We start from the raw sequence: 23,537 nt of genomic DNA, 5'->3' as shown, positions 1-23,537 counted from the left end.
CGGGCGACCGGACATTGCATCGTTTCAGTCGCTCACCATCACTGATGCATCCGCGCGCAGCGCGCTCCACGCCTCGACCCGCGCGCTCAACTCGCGGCGCGCACGGGCGCTCGTGGCGATGCGGCCGGCTTCACGCAACGCCTGCGCACGCGCTTCGGCGGCGGCTGCGGTGTCGCCTTCGACGCTGGCGGCAGCGGCTTGCAGTGCCAGTAGGCGGACCAGCACTTCGTCGTCGCCGAGGTCGGCCGCGCGCACCCGCTGCACTGCCGCCGGCAGCGCCTGCAGCGCTTCGCGCGATCGCCCGCCACGGATGCGGGCGCCGGCGAGATCGGCCCACAATTGCGCCTGCACCGGCGAGGTCCCGGTCATCGCCTGTTGCCAGAGCGCATCGGCGCGCTCCAGTTCCCCGATGGCCTCATCCACTCGGCCGAGTTGCAGCGACAGGTTGCCGAGATTCCACAGCGCCCAGCCAAGGCCCAGCGATTCGCCGCCGGAGCTGCGCGCATAGATTTCGGTCACCTCCACCAAGGCCGCGTGCGCGCGCTCGATCTGACCCAGGCGCCGATACAGCAAGCCGCGATTGAACAGGTTGGTCCCGTAGCGCGTGCTGTCCGGACCGAGCGCTTCGCGCAGCCGCGTGCCGGCCGCTTCGAGCAGCGTCTCGGCCTCGCCGAGACGGTCGGTGGAGGTGAGGATCCAGCCAAGCGACTCGTCGGCGCTGACGGTGAGCAGATCCTGCTCGCCCAGATTCGCCGCCAGCCAGCGGCGCGCGCTGCGGCACTGCTCCATCGCCTCCTCGAAGCGACCGACGTCCTTGTATGCGGTGGCCAGCCGCAACTGCGCGCGTGCGGCGCGTTCACTGCCGCCGGGTGGATCAAAGCGTCGCGCCAGCTCCAGTGCGCGCTCGGCGTGGGGCAACGACTGCGCGTAGCGGCCGCGGTCCCGCTCGAAGATCGCGCGATCCGCGGCGATGGCGATGGCGACGTCGGCACCGCTCGCGTCGACCTCTGCCAGCAGGCGTTCGGCTTCATCGAGCAAGGCCAGTGCCGCATCAACCTGGCCGCCGCGGTAGGTGGTCCAGGCCGATCGTTCCAGCACTTGGGCGACCAGTAACGGATCGGCGCCAGGTTCCCGCCGCAATAAGGTGCGTGCATGCTCGAAACGACGCCCGGCCTGCAGCAGATCGCCCAACGTGGCGAAGGCATTGCCGACCAGCAAATCGAGGCGAACCAGCAGCAGCGGCTGTCCCTCGCTGTCGCGGTCGATGCGCGCGGCAGCGAACTCGAGCATGGCCTGGGCGCGCAGTTCACGCGCGCCGCCGCGGCTCGGATCGAGCTGCCCGAACATCTCTTCGACGAATCCGACCGCCGCGTTCGCGCGCGCCGCCTCGTCGCGCGCGTGGCGGGCTTCGCCCAGCGCGAACACCGTAGCGCCGATCAGCGCCACGCCGAACAGTCCGCCGGTGGCCACCGCGACGACGTGGCGCGTGACGAAGCGCCGCAACTGGTCGACGGCGCCGGTGCGTCGCGCCGCAACCGGATCGCCGCGCAGGAAGGCTTCGAGATCGGCGATCAGCGCGTCCATCGAGCGGTAGCGATCTTCCGGTCGCTTCGCCAGCGCCTTGCGCACCACTGCGTCGAGGTCGCCGCTGAGGAAGCGCCGCAGCCGATGCGGGTCACCGGCACGTCGCAGCGCGGGCGCACCGGGATCGCTGCGCCCGCGCCGCTGCGTCACCGACAGCGCACGCACCAGCGCCATCGGCTCCTGCTCGGTGACCGCTCGCGCCCAGCCAAGGCTGTCGTGCGGGTCGGCGTCGTAGGGCAGGCGTCCGCTGAGCAGGCGATAGAGCAGCACGCCGAACTGGTAGATGTCGGTGGCGACGGTGATGGCGCCGCCGCGAAACTGTTCCGGTGCTGCGTACTCCGGCGTCATCGGCCCGAGCGTGCCGCGCGTGAGCGATGCGCCGGCAGTGACCGACACCGGCTTGGCAATGCCGAAGTCGAGCAGCTTCACGTGCCGCTCTGCGGTCACCAGGATGTTCGACGGCTTGATGTCGCGGTGGATGACCAGACGCTGGTGCGCATACGCCAGCGCCGCGGCGACCTTGAGCATCAGTCGCAGCGGCAGGCGCAGGTCTTCGCCGCGACCGCGGCAGAAGTCGCTGATCGGTACGCCTTCGACGTACTCCATCGTGTAGTACGGCGCGCCCTCCGCGGTGCTGCCGCCGTCGAGCAACTGCGCGATGTTCGGATGCTTGAGTTCGGCCAGGATCTGGCGCTCGCGATCAAAGCGCTTGCGTGCCGAACTGCCACCGATGACGTTGCGGATCACCTTCAACGCCACGCGCTGGGTGAAGCCGTCCTGCTCGCGTTCGGCCAGGTACACCGCGCCCATGCCGCCGCTGCCAAGCAGGCGCTTCAGGCGATACGGGCCGATCTGCTGGCCGACACGCTCGCCCTCGATCTCGGCCGTGGCGGGTCCGGCATCGAGCAGCGGCGCTGCGATCGCGACCGCGCCCTGATCCAGGCTGGCGCCGGCATCGTGCTCGCGCAGCAGCGCTTCCAGATCAGCACGCAGTTCCCGATCGGTTCCCGGCAGCGCGTCGAGAATGGCTGCGCGCGAGCCGACCTCCGCGTCCAGCAGCAGCTCCAGCCAGGGCTTCAGGCGTTGCCAGCGCGCGGGCTGCACGGCTCAGGCGCCCGCGTCGGCGCCGTGCATCGCCTTGAGCAGGAACGCACGCGCCATGTCCCAGTGGCGGCGTACGGTGCGCTCGTTCTGGCCGCGCAGCGCGGCGATCTCGGTGAACTGCAGGCCGCCGAAGAAGTGCCACTCCACCAGTTGCGCGAGATCGGCGTCGCAGGCCGCGAGTTTGGTCAGGGCGTCATCCACTTCGAGCAGGGTGTCGAGCGACAGCTCGTCGGGGATCTCGTCGCCAAGTTCGGTGCGCACCAGCGCGCCGCCATGACGCTCGGCGGCATGATGGCGCGCCAGATCCAGCAGCACCTGGCGCATCGCCTGTGCCATCACGTTGTAGAAGTGCGCCGAGTTCTGCAGGTTGCCGGAACCGGCGTTGTGGAACTTCAGGAAGGCTTCGTGCACCAGCGTGCTCGGGTTCACCGTCAGTCCCTGGCGGCCGCGTCGCAGATGCCCGCGCGCGATGCGCTTCAGCTCGTCGTAGACCAGTGCGAACAGCTGGCTCTGCGCGCCACGGTCACCGCCGCGCAGGGCATCGAGCAGATGGGTGAGCTGCGGACGTTCGGTCATCGCGGTCTCCGGATCGCGACAGTCTAGCGCCGCCGCGTTCGCGCCACGGCGGCCACAACCAGCACCGCAACGAAGGCACCGTAGGCATAGAGGCAGGCCAGCACCTGTTTCCAGATCACGTGGTGGCCACTGGCATCGGTGGACAGACCCGCACGCATGCCGAGGATCGAAGCGGCCAATGCCAGCACCAGCGCGAGCGCGTCGAAGCGGCTGCGCCAGGACCTGCGTGGGCGTTCGCGCGGCAACCACCAGAACACGCCGCCGAGGATCGCGAACCAGGGCAGGAACAGGATCAGCGCCAGCAGGTTCACGACGCCGCCGATTTCTTCGACCGCGCTGCAGCCTCCTGCGCGACCAGCGCCGCGAGCGCCGCCACGGCCTCAGCGGGATCGACCTCATCCGGCACATAGGCGACGGCGGCCGCATCCAGCACCAGTTCGCCATTCGCGATCGCTGCCTCGCCACGCTTGATGCGCGCGATCGCCGCACCGGCGTCGCGGCCATTGGCAAATCCGATGCTCTGCGCGAGCACGCCTGCCGACTTCTCGGCGAGCTTGAAGTAGAACTGGTCATCACCGTCGCGATACTGCTTCAACTCTGGCTGCAATCCCTGTGCGGGCTCTTGCGATGGCGTCGAGACCACACCCGACTGCGCCAGCGAGCGCAGACCGACCGCCTCGCGCAGGCGGGCGATGAACGGCTGCGACTGCGCGCGCGCGCGCTCGGCGCCGCGCAGCAGCAGGGATTCCACTTCCTGCGGATGGGCCATGAAGTGGCGATAGCGCTCGCGTGCCGGCGCGATGTCCTGGTCGATGCGCTCGAACAGCTGCTGCTTCGCGTCGCCCCAGCCGATGCCGTCCGCAAATGCCGCGCGCATCGCCGCGGTTTCCGCAGGCGACGCGAATGCCTGGTAGATCGAGAACAGATGCGACTCATCCGGGTTCTTCGCTTCGCCCGGCGCCTGCGAATTGGTGACGATGCTCATCACCAGTCTGCGCATCGTGGCGGGTTCGTCCCAGAGCGGAATGGTGTTGTCGTAGCTCTTCGACATCTTGCGCCCGTCGAGTCCCGCGAGCGTCGCCGTGTCCGCATCGACCTGCGCTTCCGGCAGGGTGAAGTACTCGCCGCCGTAGACGTGGTTGAATCGCTGACCGAGATCGCGCGCGATCTCGATGTGCTGCACCTGGTCGCGACCGACCGGCACCGCGTGCGCGTTGAACATCAGGATGTCGGCGGCCATCAGCACCGGATACATGTACAGCCCGGCGCTGATGCCGGCGTCGGCGTCCACGCCTTCGTCCGCATTGGCATCGACCGCCGCCTTGTAGGCATGTGCACGATTGAGCAGGCCCTTGCCGGTGACGCAGGTCAGCAGCCAGGTCAGCTCCGGGATCTCGGGGATGTCGGACTGGCGATAGAACGTCACCCGCTCGGGATCGAGCCCGAGCGCGAGCCAGGTCGCGGCGATCTCCAGCGTCGAGCGCTGCACGCGCAACGGGTCCTGGGTGGAGATCAGCGCGTGGTAGTCGGCGAGGAAGAAATACGAATCGACCTGCGCATCGCGGCTGGCCGCGATCGCCGGCTTGATCGCACCGACGTAGTTGCCGAGATGCGGGGAACCGGTGGGCTTGATGCCGGTGAGGACACGACGTCTGGACATGGATCAGATTCCGCTGAAGAGATGATCGAGCGCGGCCACGAAGGCGTGCTGCTGGTCGCCCAGGTTGGCGATGCGCTTCTTGAGGTGCTGTGTTGGCAGGGTGCCGAGCAGGTGGGTGAAAACGACGAAGCTCTCGCCGTCGATCTCCACGCGCGGATGCAGACGCGCAACCGGCTTGCCGTGGAGCAACCGCACCGGTGTCAGCGGCAAGACGACGCGGGTGGCCATCTCGTCGAGCAACTCGGACTGCACGACGAGCACGTAGGGAAATGCCCTGGATTCGCGCCGACTCGGGTTCTCGAAGACTTCGAAACGACGAACTACCACTGCCGGAACTCTTCGCCAAAGACGCCGTGCTCGGCGACGAAGCGGTTGCAGGCCGCAATCGCCTCGCGGTTCTCCAGCAGCCATTGCTCCTCGCGCTTGCGCCGCACCACTTCGACCAGGCTCTTCTCGAACTCCGCCGACAGGTTGACGCGCAGCGCCTTGGCCTCCGCGAGCAGGTCGGCACGAATGCTGAGATTGGTCGCCTTCTTGATCACGGCGCTCATGGCGTTTTCTGCTCGGCGGGAGGGATGCGCACAGCGTATGCGCATGAACCATGAGTGGCAAGCAACGCGCTGTCGGTCACAGGGTCGAATGAACGCTAGCCGTTACAGTCCGTGACCAAGAATTCGGGGGAAAGGCGCAATGCACGTCTGGAAATGGCTGGGTGGGTGGTTGTTGGTACTGACCGGCTCTGCGGTCGCGGTCGATCCGTTCATGGCGCCGGCAGTACCGGTCGGCTCAATCGAGGTGGACCTGCACGCGACCGAAGTCGTCGTCGCCAATACGCCGACGGTCGCCAGTTTCGGCGTTCCGTTTCCGCGCGGCTCGATCACTGCGGCCGGGCTAGCGACGCTGCGCGTGCTCGATGGCGGCGTCGAGATTCCGGCCTACGTGGTGCAGCTGACGCCGTGGCGGCACCGCAGCAACGCCGGCATCGATGGCCTATCGGTGCGGGCGGCGCTGGTGCAGGTCGAAGTCGCGTTCGCCAACCCGGCACTGGCCAAGCGCATCGTGGTCGAGTGGGGCGCCACGCCGCGCACATTGCACCGTCCCAGTCGTGCCCTGCGGGCGACGACTTGGCATCAGGTCACCAGCGGCAGCTTCATCAGCGGCGACAACGTCTTCGAACCCAATATCTACGCCACGCTGCCCGCCACCTGGCTGAGCCGGGGCTTGCTCCGCCCCAGTCGCAGCGTGCCAGTTCCAGCCGACATGCCCGCGACCCGCGACGACCCCGCCGCGATGGACGCGATCGAAACCTGGCCCGGCTACACCGAGGCCGACCGCGCGCTGAAGAACAACTTCTACACCGTGATCAACCAGGACGACCCGCTGGTCACCTCGCTGTGTCCGTACAAGACCGATTACGAACCATGGCTGTACGACCGCTCCGCGACCATGTTCACCCTGCACTTCCGCAGCGGCTTCCTGAAGCCGCTGCGCGAAGCCGTGCGCCACGCGGACTTCTATCGCGCCCGCGTCAACGCCAGCGGCCTGTTCACGCTCAAGCCCGACGACAACAAGTACGCCTTCAACGAGTCGCTCGCCTACGCCTTCTGGGCCACCGGCGACGAGACCTTTCTCCCGACGATCACCAGCACCGCAAACGCCCACAATGCCAGCGCCCACGCATGGAGCAGCGCCTTGAACTTCTGGACCGAACGCTCGGCCGCGTTCAAGCTGATGGCGCACGCGATCGACTACGAGATCACCGGCAACACTGCGCGCCGCGACAGCGTGACAGCCATCGTCGCTGCGCTCGCCGACCACCAGAACGGCGTGCCCGCGGGCATTCCCGCGGTGCGCGTGGACGGCGGCTGGTATCACACCGGGGACCAGCATGGTGATTGGGACGGCGCAGCCTACGGCGCCTCGACCTGGATGACCGCACTACTGACCGACGCCCTGCGTCGCGCCTACAGCACCGCCGAAGACGCCAACACCGGCCACATGATCCGCCGCTCCGGAACCTTCCTGCGCACTGCGCTGCGCACCGAAGACGGCAACTTCGGCAACACGCTGGCACCGCGCTACGTGATCGAGCACGACGGCACCGACTTCGCCGTGGAGGACCCGCTGCACGACGAGGAACACGCGCTCGAAGTCAGCGCCGCACTGGCCTGGGCAGACTACTTCGGCGCCCTGCTCGGCCCGCGTGATGCGCTGCTTGCAGGCACGATCGAGTCGCTCTACGACACCTACGACCTGGGCGTGAACTACTGGATCCGCCCGGCCGGACCGGCGTCCGGGCTGGCGGCGTTCCGTGTCAGCCCGTGGCGCAAGTGGGGCTGGGAGCACCGCACCAGCGACGGCTTCTCCTGGGCGGTCGCCGCGACTTCGGCTGAATCGCCGCTGTTCGCGAACAGCTTCGAGTAGAACTCCGAACCCCGTTTTCGACACCCACCCGTTGCATGGCTCACACCACGACGGAGGCTGTCATGAAATCGCTGTTTGCTGCACTGCTCGGTTCCCTGGTCCTGTCCACCACGGCCACGGCGCATGTCCACAGTCTGGTCGACCTGCAAGTGGTCGACCGTGATACCGGCGCAGTACTGGATGTGCACCACCGCCGCGGCCAGGCCTATGTCGCCGGCGAACCCGGGCATCGCTACGCGGTGCTGATGCAAAATCGCATCGGCGAACGCGTGATGGCGGTGCTCTCGGTCGACGGCGTCAACGCGGTCACCGGAGAAACTGCCAATCCGTACCAGGGCGGTTACGTGCTCGGTCCCTACGAGCGTGCCGAGATCAACGGCTGGCGCAAGTCGATGTCCGAGGTGGCGCAGTTCGTGTTCAGTGCGCCGGAAGCGAGTTATGCAGCGCGCACCGGGCGACCGCAGAACGTCGGCGTGATCGGCATCGCCGTGTTCCGCGAGCGCATGCCGATGTACGCACCGCCGCCGGTCTATCGCGACGACGAATGGCGCCGCAAGTCGATGGCGCCGGGCGCCGCCAATGAAGCCGATGCCATGGCGCAACGCGCGGCACCGGCACCCTCCGCCGAAGCTGGCCTGGGCGCATCACGTGACCAGCCGATGGCCGACGCCAAGCGCGGACGCAGCGAAGAGTTCGCCTCCGAACTCGGCACCGCGCATGGCCGCCGCGAGTGGTCCGAGGTCAACAGCACCCAGTTCGAGCGCCGTTCCTCGCGACCCGACGAAGTCGTCCAGGTGCAGTACGACACCTTCGAGCACCTGGTCGAACGCGGCGTCATCCGCCGCCCGCGCTGGCACCACGACGAACCCCGCGCCTTCGCCGGGTTCGTGCCGGACCCGTGATTCCCCTGCCGCATCTGCGGTGACCCCAAGCATGCTGCGCCACAACTTGAATCGGGGCGGCGGTGCATGATGATGCGCCGCCGCGTCGGATATCCTTCAGGTCGCTGCCGCCACTCCGTGCCGGCCCTCAGGCTAGCCCATGACCAGCACTCCCTTCGTCACTCGCGTCGTACTGCGCAACTACAAGAGCATCGGACGCTGTGACGTCACGCTTCGGCCCCTGACCTATCTGGTCGGCGCCAACGGCTCCGGCAAGAGCAACTTCCTCGACGCGTTGCATCTGGTCCGAGACGCACTCGCCGCGCCCCTGGACCAGGCGCTCAACGAACACGGCGGCCTGTCCGAAGTGCGTCGCAAGTCCTCCGGTCATCCCACACACTTCGGCATCCGACTCGATCTTTGCCTGCCTGACGGCGAACCGGCCCACTACGCTTTTCTGATCGGATCCGCCAAGGGCGGCAATTTCGAAATCCAGTCCGAGCAGTGCGCCGTCGGCATGCGCGGCAAGGGACCCTGTTACCGCATCGATCATGGCCGTCTCGTCGAAGGCAGCGAGGCGCAGTTTCCGGCCATTGCCCCAGATCGACTCGCCCTCGTGGCGTTTTCTGGCATGAACGCGTTTCGTCCCGTCTTCGATGCTCTGTCCAGGATGGGCTTTTACAACTTGAATCCGAAGCTGATGCGTGAACTGCAGAAACCGCAGGACGGTCGGTTGCTCAAACCATCGGGCGAAAACATCGCCAGCGTCATCAGCCATCTGGAGCGCGGCGCCCCTGAACGCATCCGGATCGTCGAACAACTGCTCGCAGCCATCGTTCCCTCGGTCCATGGCTTCGAGCGCAGGACCATCGGTCCGATGGAGACCGTCGAGTTTCGCCAGGACATGGCTGGCGCCCGGGATCCATGGCGCTTCCTGGCACACAGCATGTCCGACGGCACACTGCGAACGCTTGGGATCCTGATCGCCCTGTTCCAGGGCAGCCGCGACTTCGCTCCCTCACTGGTCGGCATCGAGGAACCAGAAACTGCCCTGCATCCCGCTGCAAGCGCCGCACTGCGCGAGGCGCTTACTCGGGCATCGAGCCATACCCAGGTGTTGGTCACGAGCCACAGCCCCGACCTGCTGGACGACCCGGGCATCGACCCAGACACGCTGCTGGCAGTCGTGTCCGACCAAGGAGAGACCCGCATCGCGCCGCTGGATGGTGCGTCACGCTCGGCCATGCGCGACCACCTGTTCTCGGCGGGTGAACTGCTTCGCCTGAACCAACTCGCGCCAGACACCGGAGACATGGCCGCGCAGCAGAGCCGGCAGAGCGACCTGTTCGAGATGGCCGGCACATGAGAGTCGCCGCCATCGTCGAGGGAGATGGCGAGGTGCAGGCGCTGCCGGTGCTGTTGCGCCGGTTCTGCGCGTGGCTCACACCCGATGCCCACGTCGAGGTGCTGGCGCCGATTCGCGTCAGGAAGGAGCGGTTTCTGAACCGCGACGACGAGTTCCATCGCTACCTGGAACTTGCCGCATGGAAGTGCCAGGCCGATGGGTGGGTGCTGGTTCTGCTCGACGCGGACGACGATTGCCCAGCCCAATGCGCCGCAGCCATAGACGCACGTATCCGTCGGATGAATCTCGCATGTCGGCACTCGGTGATTCTGGCCAACCGCGAGTACGAGGCGTGGTTCATCGCGGCGGCCAGTTCACTCCACGGGCATCGCGGCTTTCGCATGCACTCGGCAGACGCCTGCGATGCCGAGACCCCGCGCAACTGCAAGGGCTGGCTGGCGCAGCGCATGTCCCCCGGCAAGGGCTACTCCGAGATCACCGACCAGCCAGCGCTCACTGCGATCATGGACCTGGAGTTGGCTGCATCCGGATCCCGCTCTTTCCGCAAGCTGTGCAAGGAATGGTCGAAGCAGGTCCTGCCGGACCCGTGATGTTCAAACCGGCTGGCGAGTGATGCGCCACGCGCCGGCGAGGCCGCAGACTGCGCCGGTCGCGAGCAGGATCGCGACCGGCATGGCCATTTCCGCGAGCGAGAAACCGCGCCAGATCGCGCCTTCGATCGCGAGCACCGCCCACTTCACCGGGCTGATGCTGGACAACTGCGCCATCCAAGGCGGCATCGCGAACAACGGGATCATGGCACCGCCGACCATCGCCAGCGGCATCATCACCGCCCAGGCGGCGCCGCTCGCACCCTGCACGGTCTTGCCCAGGCTGGCGAGCAGCATCATCAGGCCGGTGAAGGCGAAGGTGGCGGCGACGAAGGCGAGCAGCAGCTTCGGCAGCGAATGCGGGACGACGCCGAACAGAAGGGCTCCGGCGCCGCCGATCAACAGCAGCGTCACCAGCATCACGATGAAACAGGCCAGTGCCTTGCCGAGCAGCAACGACGCCGAGGACAGCGGCGCCGCGCGCAGTCGGCTCCAGGTCCCCTGGATGCGTTCCAGCACCAGCGACGTGACGAAGCTCATCAGCGCGCCAAACAGCCCCCAACTCATGCCCTGGGTGAAGCTGATCGCGAAACCGTTGCGCGGTCCGCGACGAACCACGCTGACTTCGCGTTCCGCGATCTGGATCGGCACGAAGGTGTTCGCCGCCGCCGGCGCATCGGCGTCCGCGCCCGCATCCGGCTGGGAGTCGGCCTGGGCCTGCGAGGTCGCCATCATCGTGTCCAGCGCGTCGTAGAAATCACTGAACGCCGCACGCGATTCGGGCTCGATCTGGTCCAGTCTGGCACGTGAATCCTGCAGCCACCGCTGGCGCGCTGTGGGGTCACTGATGTTGGCGAACATCGCTTCCGCACCGAGCTTCATCAGCATGCCCTCGATCATCGCGCGCTCGCTGCGCCGACTCGGGTCGAGCCACAGACCGACCTCGGGCGGATCGCCGCTGAAGGCCTGCGTGCTGCGCGCGCCGAAACCTTCCGGCAACACGATTGCTGCGGTGCGCTTGCCTTGGCGCACCAACTGCTCGGCGGCCGCGGCATCCATACGATCGACCTCGAGGGTCCCGAGCTTGAGCACCGACTGCGCGAATCGCTCGCTGGCCGCGGACTGATCCTGCACCACCAATGCCACCTTGGGCTTGGCGCTGCCGGAACCACCGCCAAAGATCACGCCGAAGAACACCGCGATCAGCAACGGCCAGGCGACGGTGAAGAACAGCGCAGCGCGGTTGCGCAACAGCAAACGGATGTCCTTGGCCGCGAGGGCGATCAGTGCGCTCATCTCAATCCCTCAGGCTGCGGCCGGTGAGGTGCAGGAACACCTGCTCCAGACGCGGTTGTTCGACGTGAAAGCTGCGGATCGCGCCCGCGGCGGCGGCACGGTTGAGCTCACTCAGCGGATCGTCGGTTTCGATGCGCGTCGCGCCGCCGTCGCGTTCGATCACCAGCAGCGGCCGCGGTGCATGCGCGCGCAGCAGCGCCGGCACCGTGTCGACCGCAAGCACGCGGCCGTGGTCGATGATCGCAACGCGGTCGCACAGGCGCTCGACCTCTTCCATGTAGTGCGTGGTGTAGACGATGGTGCGACCGGCGGCTTTCAGCGCCAGCACGTTGTCGAACAGCGCATTGCGCGACTGCGGATCGACACCGGCGGTGGGCTCGTCGAGCAGGATCAATTCCGGCTCATGCACGATCGCCGCGGCCAGGTTCAGGCGCCGCTGCATACCGCCGGAGAACGTGCCGGCGCGGTCGTGCTGACGGTCGGCGAGTTGCACGAAGTCGAGCGCGGCATCGACCCGTCGCTTCAACCGTTCGCCCCCGAGACCGAACATGCGCGCAAAGAACTCGATGTTCTCGCGCCCGGTCAGCTCCGCGTACAAGGCCAGCGACTGCGGCGCCAGCCCGATGCGAGTGCGCAGCGCTGCATCACGCGGATCGCCGCCGAGCACGCTCACGCTGCCGGCATCGGGAGCCGCGAGCCCGGTCAGCAGCGACATCGTGGTGGACTTGCCGGCACCGTTCGGCCCGAGCAGACCAAAAATCTCGCCGGCCTGCACCTGCAGTGACAGATCCTGCAGCGCGATGGTGGAGCCGAATTGTTTGCGAACCGAATCGATACGAATCATGCCCGCGAGCTTTGCTGCTATGCACCAAGCCAGCGCGTGACGGAAGTCATGCCCGGACCCTGCGCTTCAGAACCCGGCTCCCGCTCAGCCCCGCATCGAGGTCGACTTGCCGAACAGACTCTCGACCAGATCGACCGCGAGTTTGGCGGTGGTGAATCCGGGCTACACTCCCGCGCCGATCCGCGGAAGATGAAGCGATGCGCCATGTTGTGCTTGCCGCCAGTGTGTTGTTGGGTCTTTCCGCGTGCGCGACCACGTCGCGCCATGGAGCGTCGATAGATTCAGGCCCATGGTGGGCAAGGCCGGAAGGACTCCGCGCCAGCCCGTCTCCGGGTGATCTGCGTGCCATACAAGTCAGTTATCCGACTGGGCGATTCGAGTCCGCTTGGCTTGCCGACGCGGCGCGTCAAGCTCATCGAGTTCCCCTCGGATTGCCTTCCGGCGTCGCGGCCGTGCGCGAGAAAACAAGCGCCGGCGTCCTCGCGCTGAATCCCTCGGCATTTACGCCGCTGGGTCCAATGCCGTTGAACCCGGGCAACAGCGCCGCAGCAGGGCGTACGAACGACATCGTCGTCGACCCGGTCGATCCGACGATCGCGTATTTCGCCTCCGACGGTGGTGGTGTCTGGAAGACGACCAATTGCTGTTCGGCCAACACCACCTGGTCGGTCAAGACCGATTTCCCGGAAGTGGCCAGCACTGCCATCGGCGACCTGGAAATTGATCCGAACAATCCGAACGTGGTGTATGCGGGAACCGGCGATCTGCGCTATGGCTCGTTCTCCTTCGGTTCGGCAGGTGTGCTGCGCAGCGCCGACAAGGGCGAAACATGGACCGTGCTCGGCCTCGACGTGTTCGGTCCGGCGCTGACCCCGATGGTCGGCAATTTTCCGCAATACCAGTCGATCGGCAAAGTCGTCGTCGACCCGAACAACAGCGCGAACCTGATCGTCGGCACGAAGACCGGTCTGTTTGTATCGAATGACACCGGCGCAAACTGGATCGGCCCGTGTTTCACGAACGCGTTCACGTCACAACGCCAGGACGTCACCGGCTTGCTGGCCATCGATGCCGGCGCGACCACCGAACTGCTTCTGGCGATCGGCACCCGCGGTGCACCAACACCGGTGCAGCCGGATCTTGATCGCAACGGCGCAAATGGCGTGTACAAAGCGACACTGCCGGCGACCGGTTGTCCGGGCACCGGCGATTGGTCATTGCGCAATCAGAACTGGCCAACCGGCACAGGGAATGGCGTGACGGCGGGTACCGCAGTCGGGCGTATCGAGCTGGCAGTGGCGCCGACGAACAACCAGATCGTCTACGCCATGATTTCCGATACGACGCTGGCGAACGGCGTATTGGGGGTCTGGAAGTCCACCGATCGGGCGGCCACCTGGACGCAGATCGGGTCGTCGACTGCGTTCGGTGGCTGCGACGTCGAAGGCAGCCAGATGTGGTACGACGCTGGTCTGACGGTCGACCCGAACGATCCCAATGTGGTGATCGCCAGCGCGGTCGATGCCTTCAAATCGACGAATGGTGGCGCCAGCTTCGACAATGTCACCTGCGGCTATGTCGGCGGCAATGTCCACGTCGACCACCACGCGCGTGCGTACGTGGCGAATGATTCGAATCGGCTGCTGCTGGGGAGTGATGGCGGTGTCTGGTATTCGACGAACGCCACGGCAACGAGCCCGTCGTTCATTCCGTTGAACAACACGATCAACACCATCGAGTTCTACTCGGGCGACATCACCGCCAACTTCGCGCATGCCGCGACGCCCGGGATCAGTGGCGGCGCCCAGGACAACGGATCGAATACCGCAATCCTGTCGCAGCCTCTGGGTCCTGCTGCCTGGGTCACGCGGCGCGGTGGCGACGGCATCTTCACGCGCATCGATCCGATCGTTCGCACCAGCGGTGGGCAACGCTGGTACTACTCGAGCCAGAACGGCAGCATCGGGGTTGCCGTCAATGGGCCGGGGGGCACCGCGAGCGCGGCGTCGCCAGCATGGTCAGGCGACACGAAGAGTTTCGTCACACCCTTCGAGCTCTACCGTTACGGTGTGCTGGATGCACCCGGCAGTGGTTGCACCGCCGTCAACGGCTGTACCCGGCTGATCGCCGGAACAACCCGCGTCTGGGAGACCGTCACCGGAGGCGTAGGCTCGGCAGCCTAGTACGTCAACTCGCCAACCTTGACGAAGAATCCGAGCCCGCTTGGTGCGCGCGGATTCATCAATCAACTCGCCCATGCGGTCACCGATCCGGCGTTCGCGATCGTCGGCACGAACGACGGCAACGTACAGTGGGGACGCAACCTCGGCCAAGGTACGGCCAATACGGCAACCTGGGTCGATCTGACCGGGGAGAATGCGGTACTTCCGAATCGCCCGATCATGGACGTGGCCTTCGATGCGCAGAGCACGTTGGTTGCCTATGCCGCGATCGGTGGTTTCAACCAGAACACGCCGACCACGCCGGGGCATGTCTACCAGGTCTCTTGCAGCGCCAATTGTGCAACCCGCTCATGGCTCGACAAATCGGGCAACCTGCCGAACATTCCGGCGAACAGTGTCGTCGCGAACCCACTCAGACCGGGCCAAGTGTTTGTCGGCACCGATTGGGGCCTTTACTACACCGACGATATCAATGCTGCAGTGCCAACCTGGCAGCGCCATGAAGGCCTGCCGCACGTGATGGTCTGGGATATGGCGATCGATCGCGGGTTCACGACACTTGCCGTGTTCTCTCGGTCGCGTGGCGCCTGGGCTTGGCCGCTACCGATCGACGCTGCCGCAGATGACCTGTTCGCCGATGGCTTCGAGTGAATGTCCTGGTGTTCCAGCCATTCTGATTTCGTGAAATTCGGGAATTGCAGGACTTGGCAGTGATCTTGACGATGGTCGCGATGTTCTCGCGACCACTCGGGTCTTTGCAGTTCGCCGGCGACTGCGGCGCGCGCAAACTGGAGCCCGGGGCAACGCTCAGGCTTGTGTGCCCGGCACTCTGAACGCATCACGCTCGCATCAAGGTCGACTTGCCGAACAGGCTTTCAACCAGATCGACCGCGAGTTTGGCGGTGCGGTTGTGGTCGTCGAAGGCGGGATTGAGCTCGACGATGTCGAGCGAGGCGAGCCGACCGGTGTCGGCGATCATTTCCATCACCAGTTGTGCTTCGCGGTAGTTCGGCCCGCCCGGCACGGTGGTGCCGACGCCGGGCGCGATCTCCGGGTCCAGGAAATCGACATCGAAGCTGACGTGCAGGTGCGTGTTCGCATCGAGGTCGGACAAGGCTTCTTCCATCGCCCGCTTGATGCCGATCTCGTCGATGTAGCGCATGTCGTAGATGTCGAGGCCGTGCTCGCGCACCAGTTTCTTCTCGCCGGCATCGACCGAGCGGATGCCGATCTGGCGGATCTGGTCCGGGCGCAGCGCCGGCGCGTCGCCGCCGAGATGGGTCAGCTCGCGCGGCCCGATGCCGCACAGGCAGGCCACCGGCATGCCGTGCACATTGCCGCTCGGGGTGATCGCCGACGTGTTGAAGTCGGCATGCGCATCGAGCCACAACACCATCAATCTCTTGCCACGCTCACGGCAATGGCGCGCGACCGCAGTGATCGAGCCGACGCCGAGACAGTGATCGCCACCCAACAGGATCGGCAGACGCCCTTCGTTCAGGGCCGCGTACATGGCGTGGTAAACGCTGCGATTCCAGTGCGCGACTTCGGGCAGGTGGCGATAACCGTCCAGCGGCGACTGCCAAGGATTGGTCGGGCCGGACAGATTGCCGCGATCCTCGACTTCCAGCCCGCGTTCGCGCAGCGCTTCGGTGATGTGTGCGACGCGCAGCGCTTCCGGCCCCATCGACGCGCCGCGATGTCCGGCGCCGATGTCGGTGGGCGCGCCGATCAGGGTCACAATGGGCATGGTTGCAGCTCGCGAAGACGGGGCGCGCAGGATAGCCCTGCGTTCAGATCGACGCGAGAGCGTCGCACACCGCACTGACCGCCGCGTCGATCAGAGCGACATGTTTGCCGGCCAGGACCTCGCCACCACGCGCATGCGGCTGCAGCAGTTGATCGGCGGCGCGTGCCAGCTCGGTCAGTGCAACAAAGCCGTAGGTACCGGCGGAACCGGACAGATTGTGCGTGAGCCGATGCATCGTCGCGATGCGGTCGGCCGCTGCAGGCTGGTCGCGCCAGCGGACGAGAGCGGCCAGAAGTTCCGCACGCTTTTCGGGAAAACTGGCGCGATAACGCGCATGCAGGAATGCAATGGGATCGGTCATCTGGGTTGCGCCTGGGGGCGCTTGCGGGGCATGCCGGCGAAGGGAGTCGAACCCCCGACCTACCGCTTACAAGGCGGTTGCTCTACCAACTGAGCTACGCCGGCGACGTGAGCGGGGCGCGAGTCTAGCGCAACTCGCCGCAGGGCAGATCACGCGCCTTGAGTTCCATGCGGTCGGGCACGCGGTCGCGCCAGTCGAAGCGCTGCGCCGGGGTCACCGCGTAATCCAGCCAGTACTCGGGCGTGTCCTCGGCGCGTTCGTCGAGCCGCGCATCGAGGCCGAGCGCCTTGACTTCATCGCGCCGCCGGGTGGCGTTCTCGCTCTCGCGGAACAGCCCCAGCGAGATGGTGTTCTCCTGATCACCGGCAGTGACCACGTAGTAGTCGCGCACGCCCTTGGCCGACAGCTCGCGCGCCGCGACCAGCGCCGCATCGCGCGATGCGAACGCGGGCAGGTACACCCACCAGCCACGCGAGCGGAGCGAACGCGACTCGCGGAACTGGATGCGTTCGGTCAGCGGTGTCAGTGCCGCAAGCGCCCGGCGCAGATCGGACTGGGTCGGGAACGGCCCCAGCGTGGTGCAGCGCAGGTCCCGGGCCGCGCCGAGCGGCTCCGGTGCGCGCGCCAGCTCGGCGGCGTCGTTCGACACGCCGTCGCGCTCGTTGAGCAGCACCAGCACCGGCACCTCCGGGTCGGTCGGCGGCAACTGCGCAACTGCTTCCGGCGGCGCCAGCACCAGCCAGGCGCCGAAGCCGAGGTTGGCGGCAAGCAGCAGCAACAACAGTACGCGCGCGAACATCAGCGACCTTGGTCAGAAGCGGGCGGCGATTGTGCCATGCCGGCATCCAGGTACGCGGCCAGACCCCGCATCACCAGCAACGCGTCGCGCCGTGCCGGAAGCGCCAGTTGCGCGGCGAGCATCGCGGCATCGCCGCCATGCAGCAGCACCAGCGGTGCGGCATCGGACTGCATCGCCAGCCGCTGCGCACTGCGTTCGACCGCGCCGGCGAGTGCGCACCAGATGCCGGACTCCAGCGCGGACGCGGTGTCGCGCGCAAAGTCGGTGCAGAACGCACCGGCATTCCACTCGACACCGGGCGCAGCCGCAGTCATGGCCTCGCGCATCAGGCGCAGGCCGGGCGTGATCAGGCCGCCCTGGTGTCGCCCGTCGGCGCCGAGGGCGTCGATGGTCAAGGCCGTGCCGACGCCGACCAGCAGTTGCAGCTGCGACTGCTGCGACGCCGCCAGCAGCGCCAGGAATCGATCGACGCCGAGCCGCGAGGGGTCGGCGTAGGCAACCTGCAAGCGCCCACAGGCCGCCTGCGTCACCGCGATCGCCGTGGCGATGTCGCCGAGGCGAGATCGCAGCAGCTCCTGCAACGCTTCGAGCCGGTGCAAGCGCGTGACGCAGGCGATCGCGATGCGCTCCGGCGCGCCCAGCGGCAACGCATGCCACTGAGCCAGAAAATCCGGCGCGTCCCAGCCCAGCGCCGCCAACGAACGCACGCCGGCAGCATCGCGGCAAGCGATCTTCATGCGGGTATTGCCGAGGTCGAACAGCAGGTCCATGAACGACGATTCCCGAAATAGCGTGAGGTGGATCAGACCGGCGCAACGAGGCGCAGCCCCTGCCCGACGAAGGGCTCGAAATCCGCCGTGTTCAAGGTCGCGAATTCGGCGCCGGGTCCCTGCGTCGCTCGTCATCGTCGTGGCGCAAGCCACGCAGCGACTCGACCAGGACACGGGTGGCTTCGGCAGTGCGCGGCAGCGGGCCGCGGGTGTATCGCGCCACGACGTCCGCGGGCGACAGGGCAGCGCCTTCCGTCTGCTCGGCGGCACGCTGCACCGAACGCCGGATCACCTCGGCCTGCGACACGCCCCACGCCAGCGCGAGCCGATTGAGGCGATGCACTGTGTCTGCGTCGATGGCGTAGGTGGATCGATCGGACACGCGCGACAAGTGGGCCCCCGGAAAGCGATGACATGGCGTTGATGGTAGGACGCAGAACCCCAACGGGACAATGCGTCAGACGCGCTCTGATTCAGGTGAGCCGCACCGAAACCTCGCCCGCATCCACGTGTTGCACCCGGTCGCCCACCTGCACGCGCAGTCGGCCGCGCTCGTCGATGCCACAGGCCTGCCCATGCCAGCGACGCTGTGCCTCGATCACATCGACCGCGCGGCCAGCGAGTGCATCGACTGCAGGCCAGCGGGCCACGAATGACGCCAGTCCTTCACGCTCGAACTCGAGCAGTGCCCCGAACAGCGCGTCGATACACACGGCAATGGCTGCGTTGCGCGACATCGGCGACGCCAGGTTGGCGTAGAGGTCGGTGACCGGCTGATCGAGGCCTTCGCGCACCGAAGCCGGCAAAACGATGTTCAAGCCAAGCCCGACCACGACGTGACTCGGCCCATGAAATTCACCTCCCGCTTCGATCAGGACGCCGCCGAGCTTGCGTCCATCGATGTACAGGTCGTTCGGCCACTTCACGCGCACGTCGACCTCCTGCGCGCGCCAGGCTTCGGCAAGCGCGATGCCGAGCGCGAGACTGAGCCCGCCGAGATCGGACAAGCCGCGCTCGAAGCGCCAGAACACCGAGCCGAGGAACCCGGCCGCAAACGGCGATGCCCAGCTGCGACCGCGCCGACCGCGGCCGGCGGTCTGCGCTTCCGCCAGCAGCACCGAGCCCGAGCCGAGCCGTTCCGCTTCGAGTTTCAGATCGGCGTTGGTCGAGGTGGTCACCGCAACGATGCGCAACTGCCGCAATCGCGTCCGTGTCGACGCGGCAAGCGCGGCACGGATGGCGGGTTCATCCAGTCGCTCAATGCGTCGCGCGAGCGCGTAGCCGGAGCCGGCACGACCCTCGATCTCGACGCCCAGCGCGCGCAGCGCTTCGATCTTCTTCCACACCGCAGCGCGCGACATGCCAAGTTCGCGCGCCAGGTCCTCGCCGCGGTGCGCAGTGCCATTCGCCAGCAGATCGAGCAGTGCGCTGAGCGACTGCGAATTCATCGAGCGAACAGTCGCGCCAGCACGCGCGCCTTCTCGAAGCGATGCTCGTTGCCGGCGCGCAAGCGCTGCAGATTGACCCGATGCGTGAACAACAGGAACAGCGCCACGATCACGCCAGCGACCCACCACTCGAGGCTGGCCTGGCCGCCGCCGAGCACGAGCATGGCCGGCAACATCGTCAGCCCGGCGAGAATCGAACCGAGCCCGACGTAGCCGGTCGTGGTCAGTACCAGCGCGAACACGCCGATCATCGGCAACAGCAACGCCGGCCACAACACCAGCAGCGCACCGATCACGGTAGCCACGCCCTTGCCGCCGCGAAAACCGTGAAACAGCGGCCAGACATGGCCGAGCACCGCCGCCATGCCGCAGGCCATGGCCACGCGCAGTTCAAGCGCTGGATCGGCGACCCCCTGCAGGCCGATCCAGCTCGCGAGAGCGCCCTTGCCCACATCAATCAGCGCCACACCGAGCGCGAACTTCCAGCCCTGGGTGCGCAGCGCATTGGTGCCACCGGCATTGCCACTGCCGAGCGTGCGGATGTCGACACCGCGCAGACGCCCGAGTACCAGGCTGCCGGAAACCGAGCCGAGCAGGTAGGCGAGCACGATCTTGCCGACGAGCAGGATCACGGCGCTGGCGGCTCGTAGTCCTGCACGCCGATCACCAGCGATCCCGGCCCGGCATGCACGCCGATCGCCACACCGGCTTCCATGATCCAGGCGCGATCGACCTTCGGCACCGCACGCAGCAGTGCCGCATGCGCCCGCTCGGCGTCCTCCGCGCAATCGCAGTGGCCGACGATGAAGCGCCAGGTGCGCGCCGGATCGAGTCGGCGCGCGATCTTGCGTGCGAACTTCTCCGGCAGGTCCTCGCGCCCCCAGACCGCGCCCGCGAGTCCGATGCGGCCGTCGGGCTTGCTTTTCACCAGCGGCGAGAACCGCAGCAGCCGCGACAACGGCCCCGCCAGCTTCGGCGCACGCCCGCCACGCACGCCGTAACCGACATCGCGAACCACCGCATACAGAACGCTGCGCGGGCGCATGCGCGAAAGACCCTCGACGATGCGTTCCGCCGGCAGCCCGGCCTGCGCCGCTTCCGCCGCCCAGATCGCGAGCAGGCCCTGGCCGGCGGAACCGTTGCGGCTGTCGAACACGGTGATGCGCTGGGCATCGGTGCGTGCCGCCGCGCTCTCGGCCGACTGAAGCGTTCCCGAAAGACCCGCAGCCAGCGACACGTCCACCACGCGCTCATGGTGCGACAACAGAAACTCGAACAGGCGCCGGAAATCGCCCGGCGGCGGCTGCGAGGTCCGCGGCGGCACCGGACTGGTGCGCAGCTCGTGATAGAACTCGCGCGGCGAGATCGACACGCGATCGAGGAAGTCGCGGCCGCCAATCGACAGGCGCACCGGCACCAGATGGATGTTCAAGCGATCCATCGCCTCGGCCGGGATGTCGGCCCCGGAGTCGGCCACGATCGCCACCTGCTCGCGCCGCGAATGCGCCGACTTCGACTGCGCACGCATGTCGTCGGCCTTCTCGCGCGAGACCACACCAAAACGGCCGACGGCCTCGAACAGTGTCGCCGGCTCGTCCAGATGGGCATGGACACGCACCTTCTCGCGGGTGCCGGCGATCACCAGGCTGGACAGCGGCAACGCCAACAGTGCGGCTTTGAGCGCACCGCGGTCGACGCCATCGCCACTGACCATGCACTCGGTACAGAAGCGGTGCCCCTCGGTGTATTCGGCGCCGCTTGCGGTGTCCACACCCGCAGCGGAGAGTTCCTCGGGCAACGAATCGCTTAGCACGCTGCGGCCCTGGACGATGTAGTCGTCGATGCCCTCGAGCAGATCGACGAAACCCATGGCACCGGCATCGACCACTCCGGCCGCACGCAGCACCGCGAGCTGCTCCGGGGTATGGCGCAACGCTTCGCGCGCTACCGTCAGCGCGTTGCGGAAACCGGTGCGGAAATCGCGGCCACGGTCCGCCTGCTCGCGCAGTGCCAGCGCGAAGGCATGGATCACGCTGAGGATGGTGCCTTCGCGTGGCTCGGCCATGGCTTCGCGCGCCAACGCGGCGCCACGTGCCACCGCGCGCGCCAGCGCCTCGGGCGTCAGTCGCTTGCTCGGACCCATGGCTTCGGACACGCCCTGGAAGAACTGCGCGAGGATCGCCCCGGAATTGCCGCGCGCACCATCGATCGCCTCCGACGCCGCACGACGCAGCACTTCGCCGGCACTGGCCAGCTTCGGTGCGCGTACGCCCTGCAGCACCGCGCTGAGGGTGAACGCGAGGTTAGTGCCGGTGTCGCCATCGGGCACGGGAAACACGTTGATGCGGTTGATCTCGTCGCGTCGGGCGATCACGCGCTGGATGCCGGCCGTCAGTGCCCGACGCAGACCGTAGCCCGACAGGCGTTGCACGCTGATCTGTGCAGCCACGCGCTGCTCTCCCTGTTCGACTCGAAGGCCGAGTGTAGGCAGCGGCGCCGGATCGCGCTTGCTGCGACGCAGCATCGAAAAATGCAACCTTTTGCCTTCCTCGCGAATCCCATGCACTTGTAACTTGCTGACCCCATGGTCACGATCGCATCCAAGCGACCGGCCATCTGCCCGCTCGTGACGAGGAGATCCGGATGTCCCGCCCCGTGTTGATGTTCGCGCTGGCTCTGATCCTGGCTTCGGCGGGCACGGACGTGTCTGCCCGCGCGTCGGTTCCGGAGGCTGAACAGGCGGAGACGCCCTGCCCGGACGCCAGCGCGGGAGACGCCGGGTTGGCCACGCCTGCCGCCCCGCAGGCGGCCCCGGCTACTGGCGAGACGCCGGCAGCAAAGCCCAGCAACAACCGGGCCGCGCGCCAACGCTGGAAGGCGCTGTTGCCGGGCTCGCTCAGGTCCGTCAGCTGAACCATGTTCGGGTGGCTGCGGCGCACCGCGCCGGTGGCACTTGGCGACTCTGATTGGGCGCGGATCGAACGCGAAGCCCAACTGGTCGCACAACTCGATACCGGATCACGGGCTCGGTTGCGCAGTCACGTCGACGCCTTTCTCGCACAGAAGCGGTTTCATGGCATGCACGGGCTGGACATCGACCCGCGCCTGCAGCACATCGTCGCAGCCCTGTGCTGCCTGCCGGCGCTGCATCTGGGCGACGACGTCCTGTCCGGCTGGCGCGACCTGATCTTGTACCCGGGCGCGTTCCGTGTGCGCCGCCATGAACATGACGATGACGGCGTCGCGCACGAGTTCGACGAAGACCTGATCGGCGAAGCCGACGAGCAATCGGGCCCGATCATTCTGTCGGTTGCCGACATCGAAGCCGATCTGGCCGAGCCGTTTTCCGGCTGCAACGTGATCCTGCACGAGATCGCGCACAAGATCGACGCGCGCGATGGTGCCTGCGACGGCGTGCCGGTGATTCGCGACCTGGACACACGCCGGCGCTGGATCGCGGTGATGCAGGACGCCTTCAACCGCCTGCGCGCCGAAGTCGAGGAAGCCGACGAGGTCGACGCCAAGCCCGAGACCGCCATCGACCCCTACGCCGCCGAATCACCGGAAGAGTTCTTTGCCGTCGCGACCGAAGCCTACTTCTCCGATCCCGAGTCGCTGCGTGCCCTCGACCCGGCGGTGTTTGAGGAATTTCAGGGCTTCTACAGCGGCCAACGCTAAGCACCACGGGTGTGCGTGGTAATCTCCGCGCCGCTTGCGGGAGAGACCGGTGTGGACCTCGTGTCCGCGTCGGCGCCGAAGGAGCAACCGCCCCGGAAACTCTCAGGCAGAAGGACCGCAGGCAGCAGCAGATCATCTGGAAAGAGGCGCGCATCCGTGAGGTGCAGGCGTCCGCCGAAGGGATAACGCTCTCAGGCACGGATACAGATGGGGTGATCCACTC

The 23,537-nt window shown here is 67.0% G+C and carries 24 protein-coding genes, 1 tRNA gene and 1 riboswitch; of the genes, 8 read left to right on the top strand and 17 right to left on the bottom strand.

Annotated features, from left to right (window positions below; all coding sequences use genetic code 11):
- Positions 1-24: 24 nt before the first annotated feature.
- From IPG63_09230 to IPG63_09205, 6 genes are read right to left on the bottom strand one after another with little or no spacing between them, the layout of a single operon-like run.
- Complete coding sequence (locus IPG63_09230; GenBank protein ID MBK6727425.1) at positions 25-2,688, bottom strand: serine/threonine protein kinase; 2,664 nt, start codon at positions 2,686-2,688, stop codon at positions 25-27.
- A 3-nt stretch (positions 2,689-2,691) separates the two neighbouring features.
- Positions 2,692-3,264 (bottom strand): RNA polymerase subunit sigma, encoded by a 573-nt coding sequence (locus IPG63_09225; protein MBK6727424.1) that lies wholly within the window; start codon positions 3,262-3,264, stop codon positions 2,692-2,694.
- 23 nt (positions 3,265-3,287) lie between these two features.
- Positions 3,288-3,575 carry a hypothetical protein gene (locus tag IPG63_09220; GenBank protein ID MBK6727423.1) on the bottom strand — a complete coding sequence of 96 codons (288 nt, stop codon included), beginning with the start codon at positions 3,573-3,575 and terminating at the stop codon, positions 3,288-3,290.
- Complete coding sequence (locus IPG63_09215; GenBank protein MBK6727422.1) at positions 3,572-4,924, bottom strand: tryptophan--tRNA ligase; 1,353 nt, start codon at positions 4,922-4,924, stop codon at positions 3,572-3,574. The genes IPG63_09220 and IPG63_09215 overlap by 4 nt, the downstream gene beginning before the upstream one ends.
- 3 nt (positions 4,925-4,927) lie before the next feature.
- Entirely contained in the window at positions 4,928-5,251 is a 324-nt protein-coding gene (locus IPG63_09210; protein ID MBK6727421.1) for a CcdB family protein, read from the bottom strand.
- On the bottom strand, positions 5,245-5,475 hold the full coding sequence (locus IPG63_09205) for a type II toxin-antitoxin system CcdA family antitoxin (GenBank protein ID MBK6727420.1): 231 nt from the start codon (positions 5,473-5,475) through the stop codon (positions 5,245-5,247). Before IPG63_09205 ends, IPG63_09210 begins: the two co-directional genes overlap by 7 nt.
- A 139-nt stretch (positions 5,476-5,614) precedes the next feature.
- Here IPG63_09205 and IPG63_09200 point away from each other — a divergent pair, with 139 nt between their 5' ends.
- From IPG63_09200 to IPG63_09185, 4 genes are all read left to right on the top strand, one after another.
- Positions 5,615-7,348: a hypothetical protein gene (locus tag IPG63_09200; protein MBK6727419.1), complete on the top strand. Its 1,734-nt coding sequence runs from the start codon at positions 5,615-5,617 to the stop codon at positions 7,346-7,348.
- A gap of 62 nt (positions 7,349-7,410) precedes the next feature.
- Positions 7,411-8,250: a hypothetical protein gene (locus tag IPG63_09195; protein MBK6727418.1), complete on the top strand. Its 840-nt coding sequence runs from the start codon at positions 7,411-7,413 to the stop codon at positions 8,248-8,250.
- 139 nt (positions 8,251-8,389) lie between these two features.
- A complete protein-coding gene (locus tag IPG63_09190) occupies positions 8,390-9,595 on the top strand; it encodes an AAA family ATPase (GenBank protein ID MBK6727417.1) in 1,206 nt (401 codons plus the stop codon).
- Complete coding sequence (locus IPG63_09185; protein ID MBK6727416.1) at positions 9,592-10,185, top strand: DUF4276 family protein; 594 nt, start codon at positions 9,592-9,594, stop codon at positions 10,183-10,185. Before IPG63_09190 ends, IPG63_09185 begins: the two co-directional genes overlap by 4 nt.
- Before the next feature lie 3 nt (positions 10,186-10,188).
- Here the strand turns inward: IPG63_09185 and IPG63_09180 are convergent, their stop codons facing one another.
- Entirely contained in the window at positions 10,189-11,481 is a 1,293-nt protein-coding gene (locus tag IPG63_09180) for an ABC transporter permease (protein MBK6727415.1), read from the bottom strand.
- A 1-nt stretch (position 11,482) separates the two neighbouring features.
- Positions 11,483-12,325 carry an ABC transporter ATP-binding protein gene (locus IPG63_09175; protein MBK6727414.1) on the bottom strand — a complete coding sequence of 281 codons (843 nt, stop codon included), beginning with the start codon at positions 12,323-12,325 and terminating at the stop codon, positions 11,483-11,485.
- A 452-nt stretch (positions 12,326-12,777) separates the two neighbouring features.
- Between IPG63_09175 and IPG63_09170 the strand changes: the two genes are divergently transcribed.
- The gene (locus tag IPG63_09170; GenBank protein MBK6727413.1) at positions 12,778-14,508 is read left to right on the top strand and encodes a hypothetical protein; all 1,731 of its coding nucleotides are present in this window, start codon (positions 12,778-12,780) and stop codon (positions 14,506-14,508) included.
- Positions 14,509-14,526: 18 nt separating this feature from the next.
- The gene (locus IPG63_09165; GenBank protein ID MBK6727412.1) at positions 14,527-15,159 is read left to right on the top strand and encodes a hypothetical protein; all 633 of its coding nucleotides are present in this window, start codon (positions 14,527-14,529) and stop codon (positions 15,157-15,159) included.
- A gap of 187 nt (positions 15,160-15,346) precedes the next feature.
- Here IPG63_09165 and rocF read toward each other — a convergent pair whose 3' ends face one another.
- The 9 genes from rocF to IPG63_09120 all read right to left on the bottom strand — a co-directional run bounded on the left by rocF (position 15,347) and on the right by IPG63_09120 (position 22,085).
- Positions 15,347-16,258, bottom strand: a complete 912-nt coding sequence (gene rocF, locus IPG63_09160) for an arginase (GenBank protein MBK6727411.1) — start codon at positions 16,256-16,258, stop codon at positions 15,347-15,349.
- Between the two features lie 43 nt (positions 16,259-16,301).
- Positions 16,302-16,619, bottom strand: coding sequence for an Hpt domain-containing protein (locus IPG63_09155; GenBank protein MBK6727410.1), 318 nt, complete (start codon positions 16,617-16,619; stop codon positions 16,302-16,304).
- A 31-nt stretch (positions 16,620-16,650) separates the two neighbouring features.
- Positions 16,651-16,723 (bottom strand) — tRNA-Thr (locus tag IPG63_09150).
- Between the two features lie 20 nt (positions 16,724-16,743).
- Positions 16,744-17,418: an SPOR domain-containing protein gene (locus IPG63_09145; protein MBK6727409.1), complete on the bottom strand. Its 675-nt coding sequence runs from the start codon at positions 17,416-17,418 to the stop codon at positions 16,744-16,746.
- Positions 17,418-18,188, bottom strand: a complete 771-nt coding sequence (locus IPG63_09140; GenBank protein ID MBK6727408.1) for a type III pantothenate kinase — start codon at positions 18,186-18,188, stop codon at positions 17,418-17,420. Before IPG63_09140 ends, IPG63_09145 begins: the two co-directional genes overlap by 1 nt.
- 91 nt (positions 18,189-18,279) lie before the next feature.
- The gene (locus tag IPG63_09135; GenBank protein MBK6727407.1) at positions 18,280-18,579 is read right to left on the bottom strand and encodes a ribbon-helix-helix protein, CopG family; all 300 of its coding nucleotides are present in this window, start codon (positions 18,577-18,579) and stop codon (positions 18,280-18,282) included.
- Between the two features lie 82 nt (positions 18,580-18,661).
- Entirely contained in the window at positions 18,662-19,636 is a 975-nt protein-coding gene (locus tag IPG63_09130; GenBank protein ID MBK6727406.1) for a biotin--[acetyl-CoA-carboxylase] ligase, read from the bottom strand.
- Positions 19,633-20,268 (bottom strand): glycerol-3-phosphate 1-O-acyltransferase PlsY, encoded by a 636-nt coding sequence (gene plsY, locus IPG63_09125; protein MBK6727405.1) that lies wholly within the window; start codon positions 20,266-20,268, stop codon positions 19,633-19,635. Before plsY ends, IPG63_09130 begins: the two co-directional genes overlap by 4 nt.
- Positions 20,265-22,085, bottom strand: coding sequence for a DegV family EDD domain-containing protein (locus IPG63_09120; protein ID MBK6727404.1), 1,821 nt, complete (start codon positions 22,083-22,085; stop codon positions 20,265-20,267). Before IPG63_09120 ends, plsY begins: the two co-directional genes overlap by 4 nt.
- A 194-nt stretch (positions 22,086-22,279) precedes the next feature.
- Between IPG63_09120 and IPG63_09115 the strand changes: the two genes are divergently transcribed.
- A complete protein-coding gene (locus IPG63_09115) occupies positions 22,280-22,549 on the top strand; it encodes a hypothetical protein (GenBank protein MBK6727403.1) in 270 nt (89 codons plus the stop codon).
- 3 nt (positions 22,550-22,552) lie between these two features.
- Positions 22,553-23,314, top strand: coding sequence for a zinc-dependent peptidase (locus IPG63_09110; GenBank protein ID MBK6727402.1), 762 nt, complete (start codon positions 22,553-22,555; stop codon positions 23,312-23,314).
- 27 nt (positions 23,315-23,341) lie between these two features.
- A riboswitch (glycine riboswitch) is annotated at positions 23,342-23,442 on the top strand.
- The last annotated feature ends 95 nt before the right edge of the window (positions 23,443-23,537 follow it).

The organism is Lysobacterales bacterium, assembly GCA_016703225.1.
In the GTDB taxonomy this organism is placed as follows: Bacteria; Pseudomonadota; Gammaproteobacteria; order Xanthomonadales; family Ahniellaceae; genus JADKHK01.
This window is presented reverse-complemented; position numbering and strand designations above follow the sequence as displayed.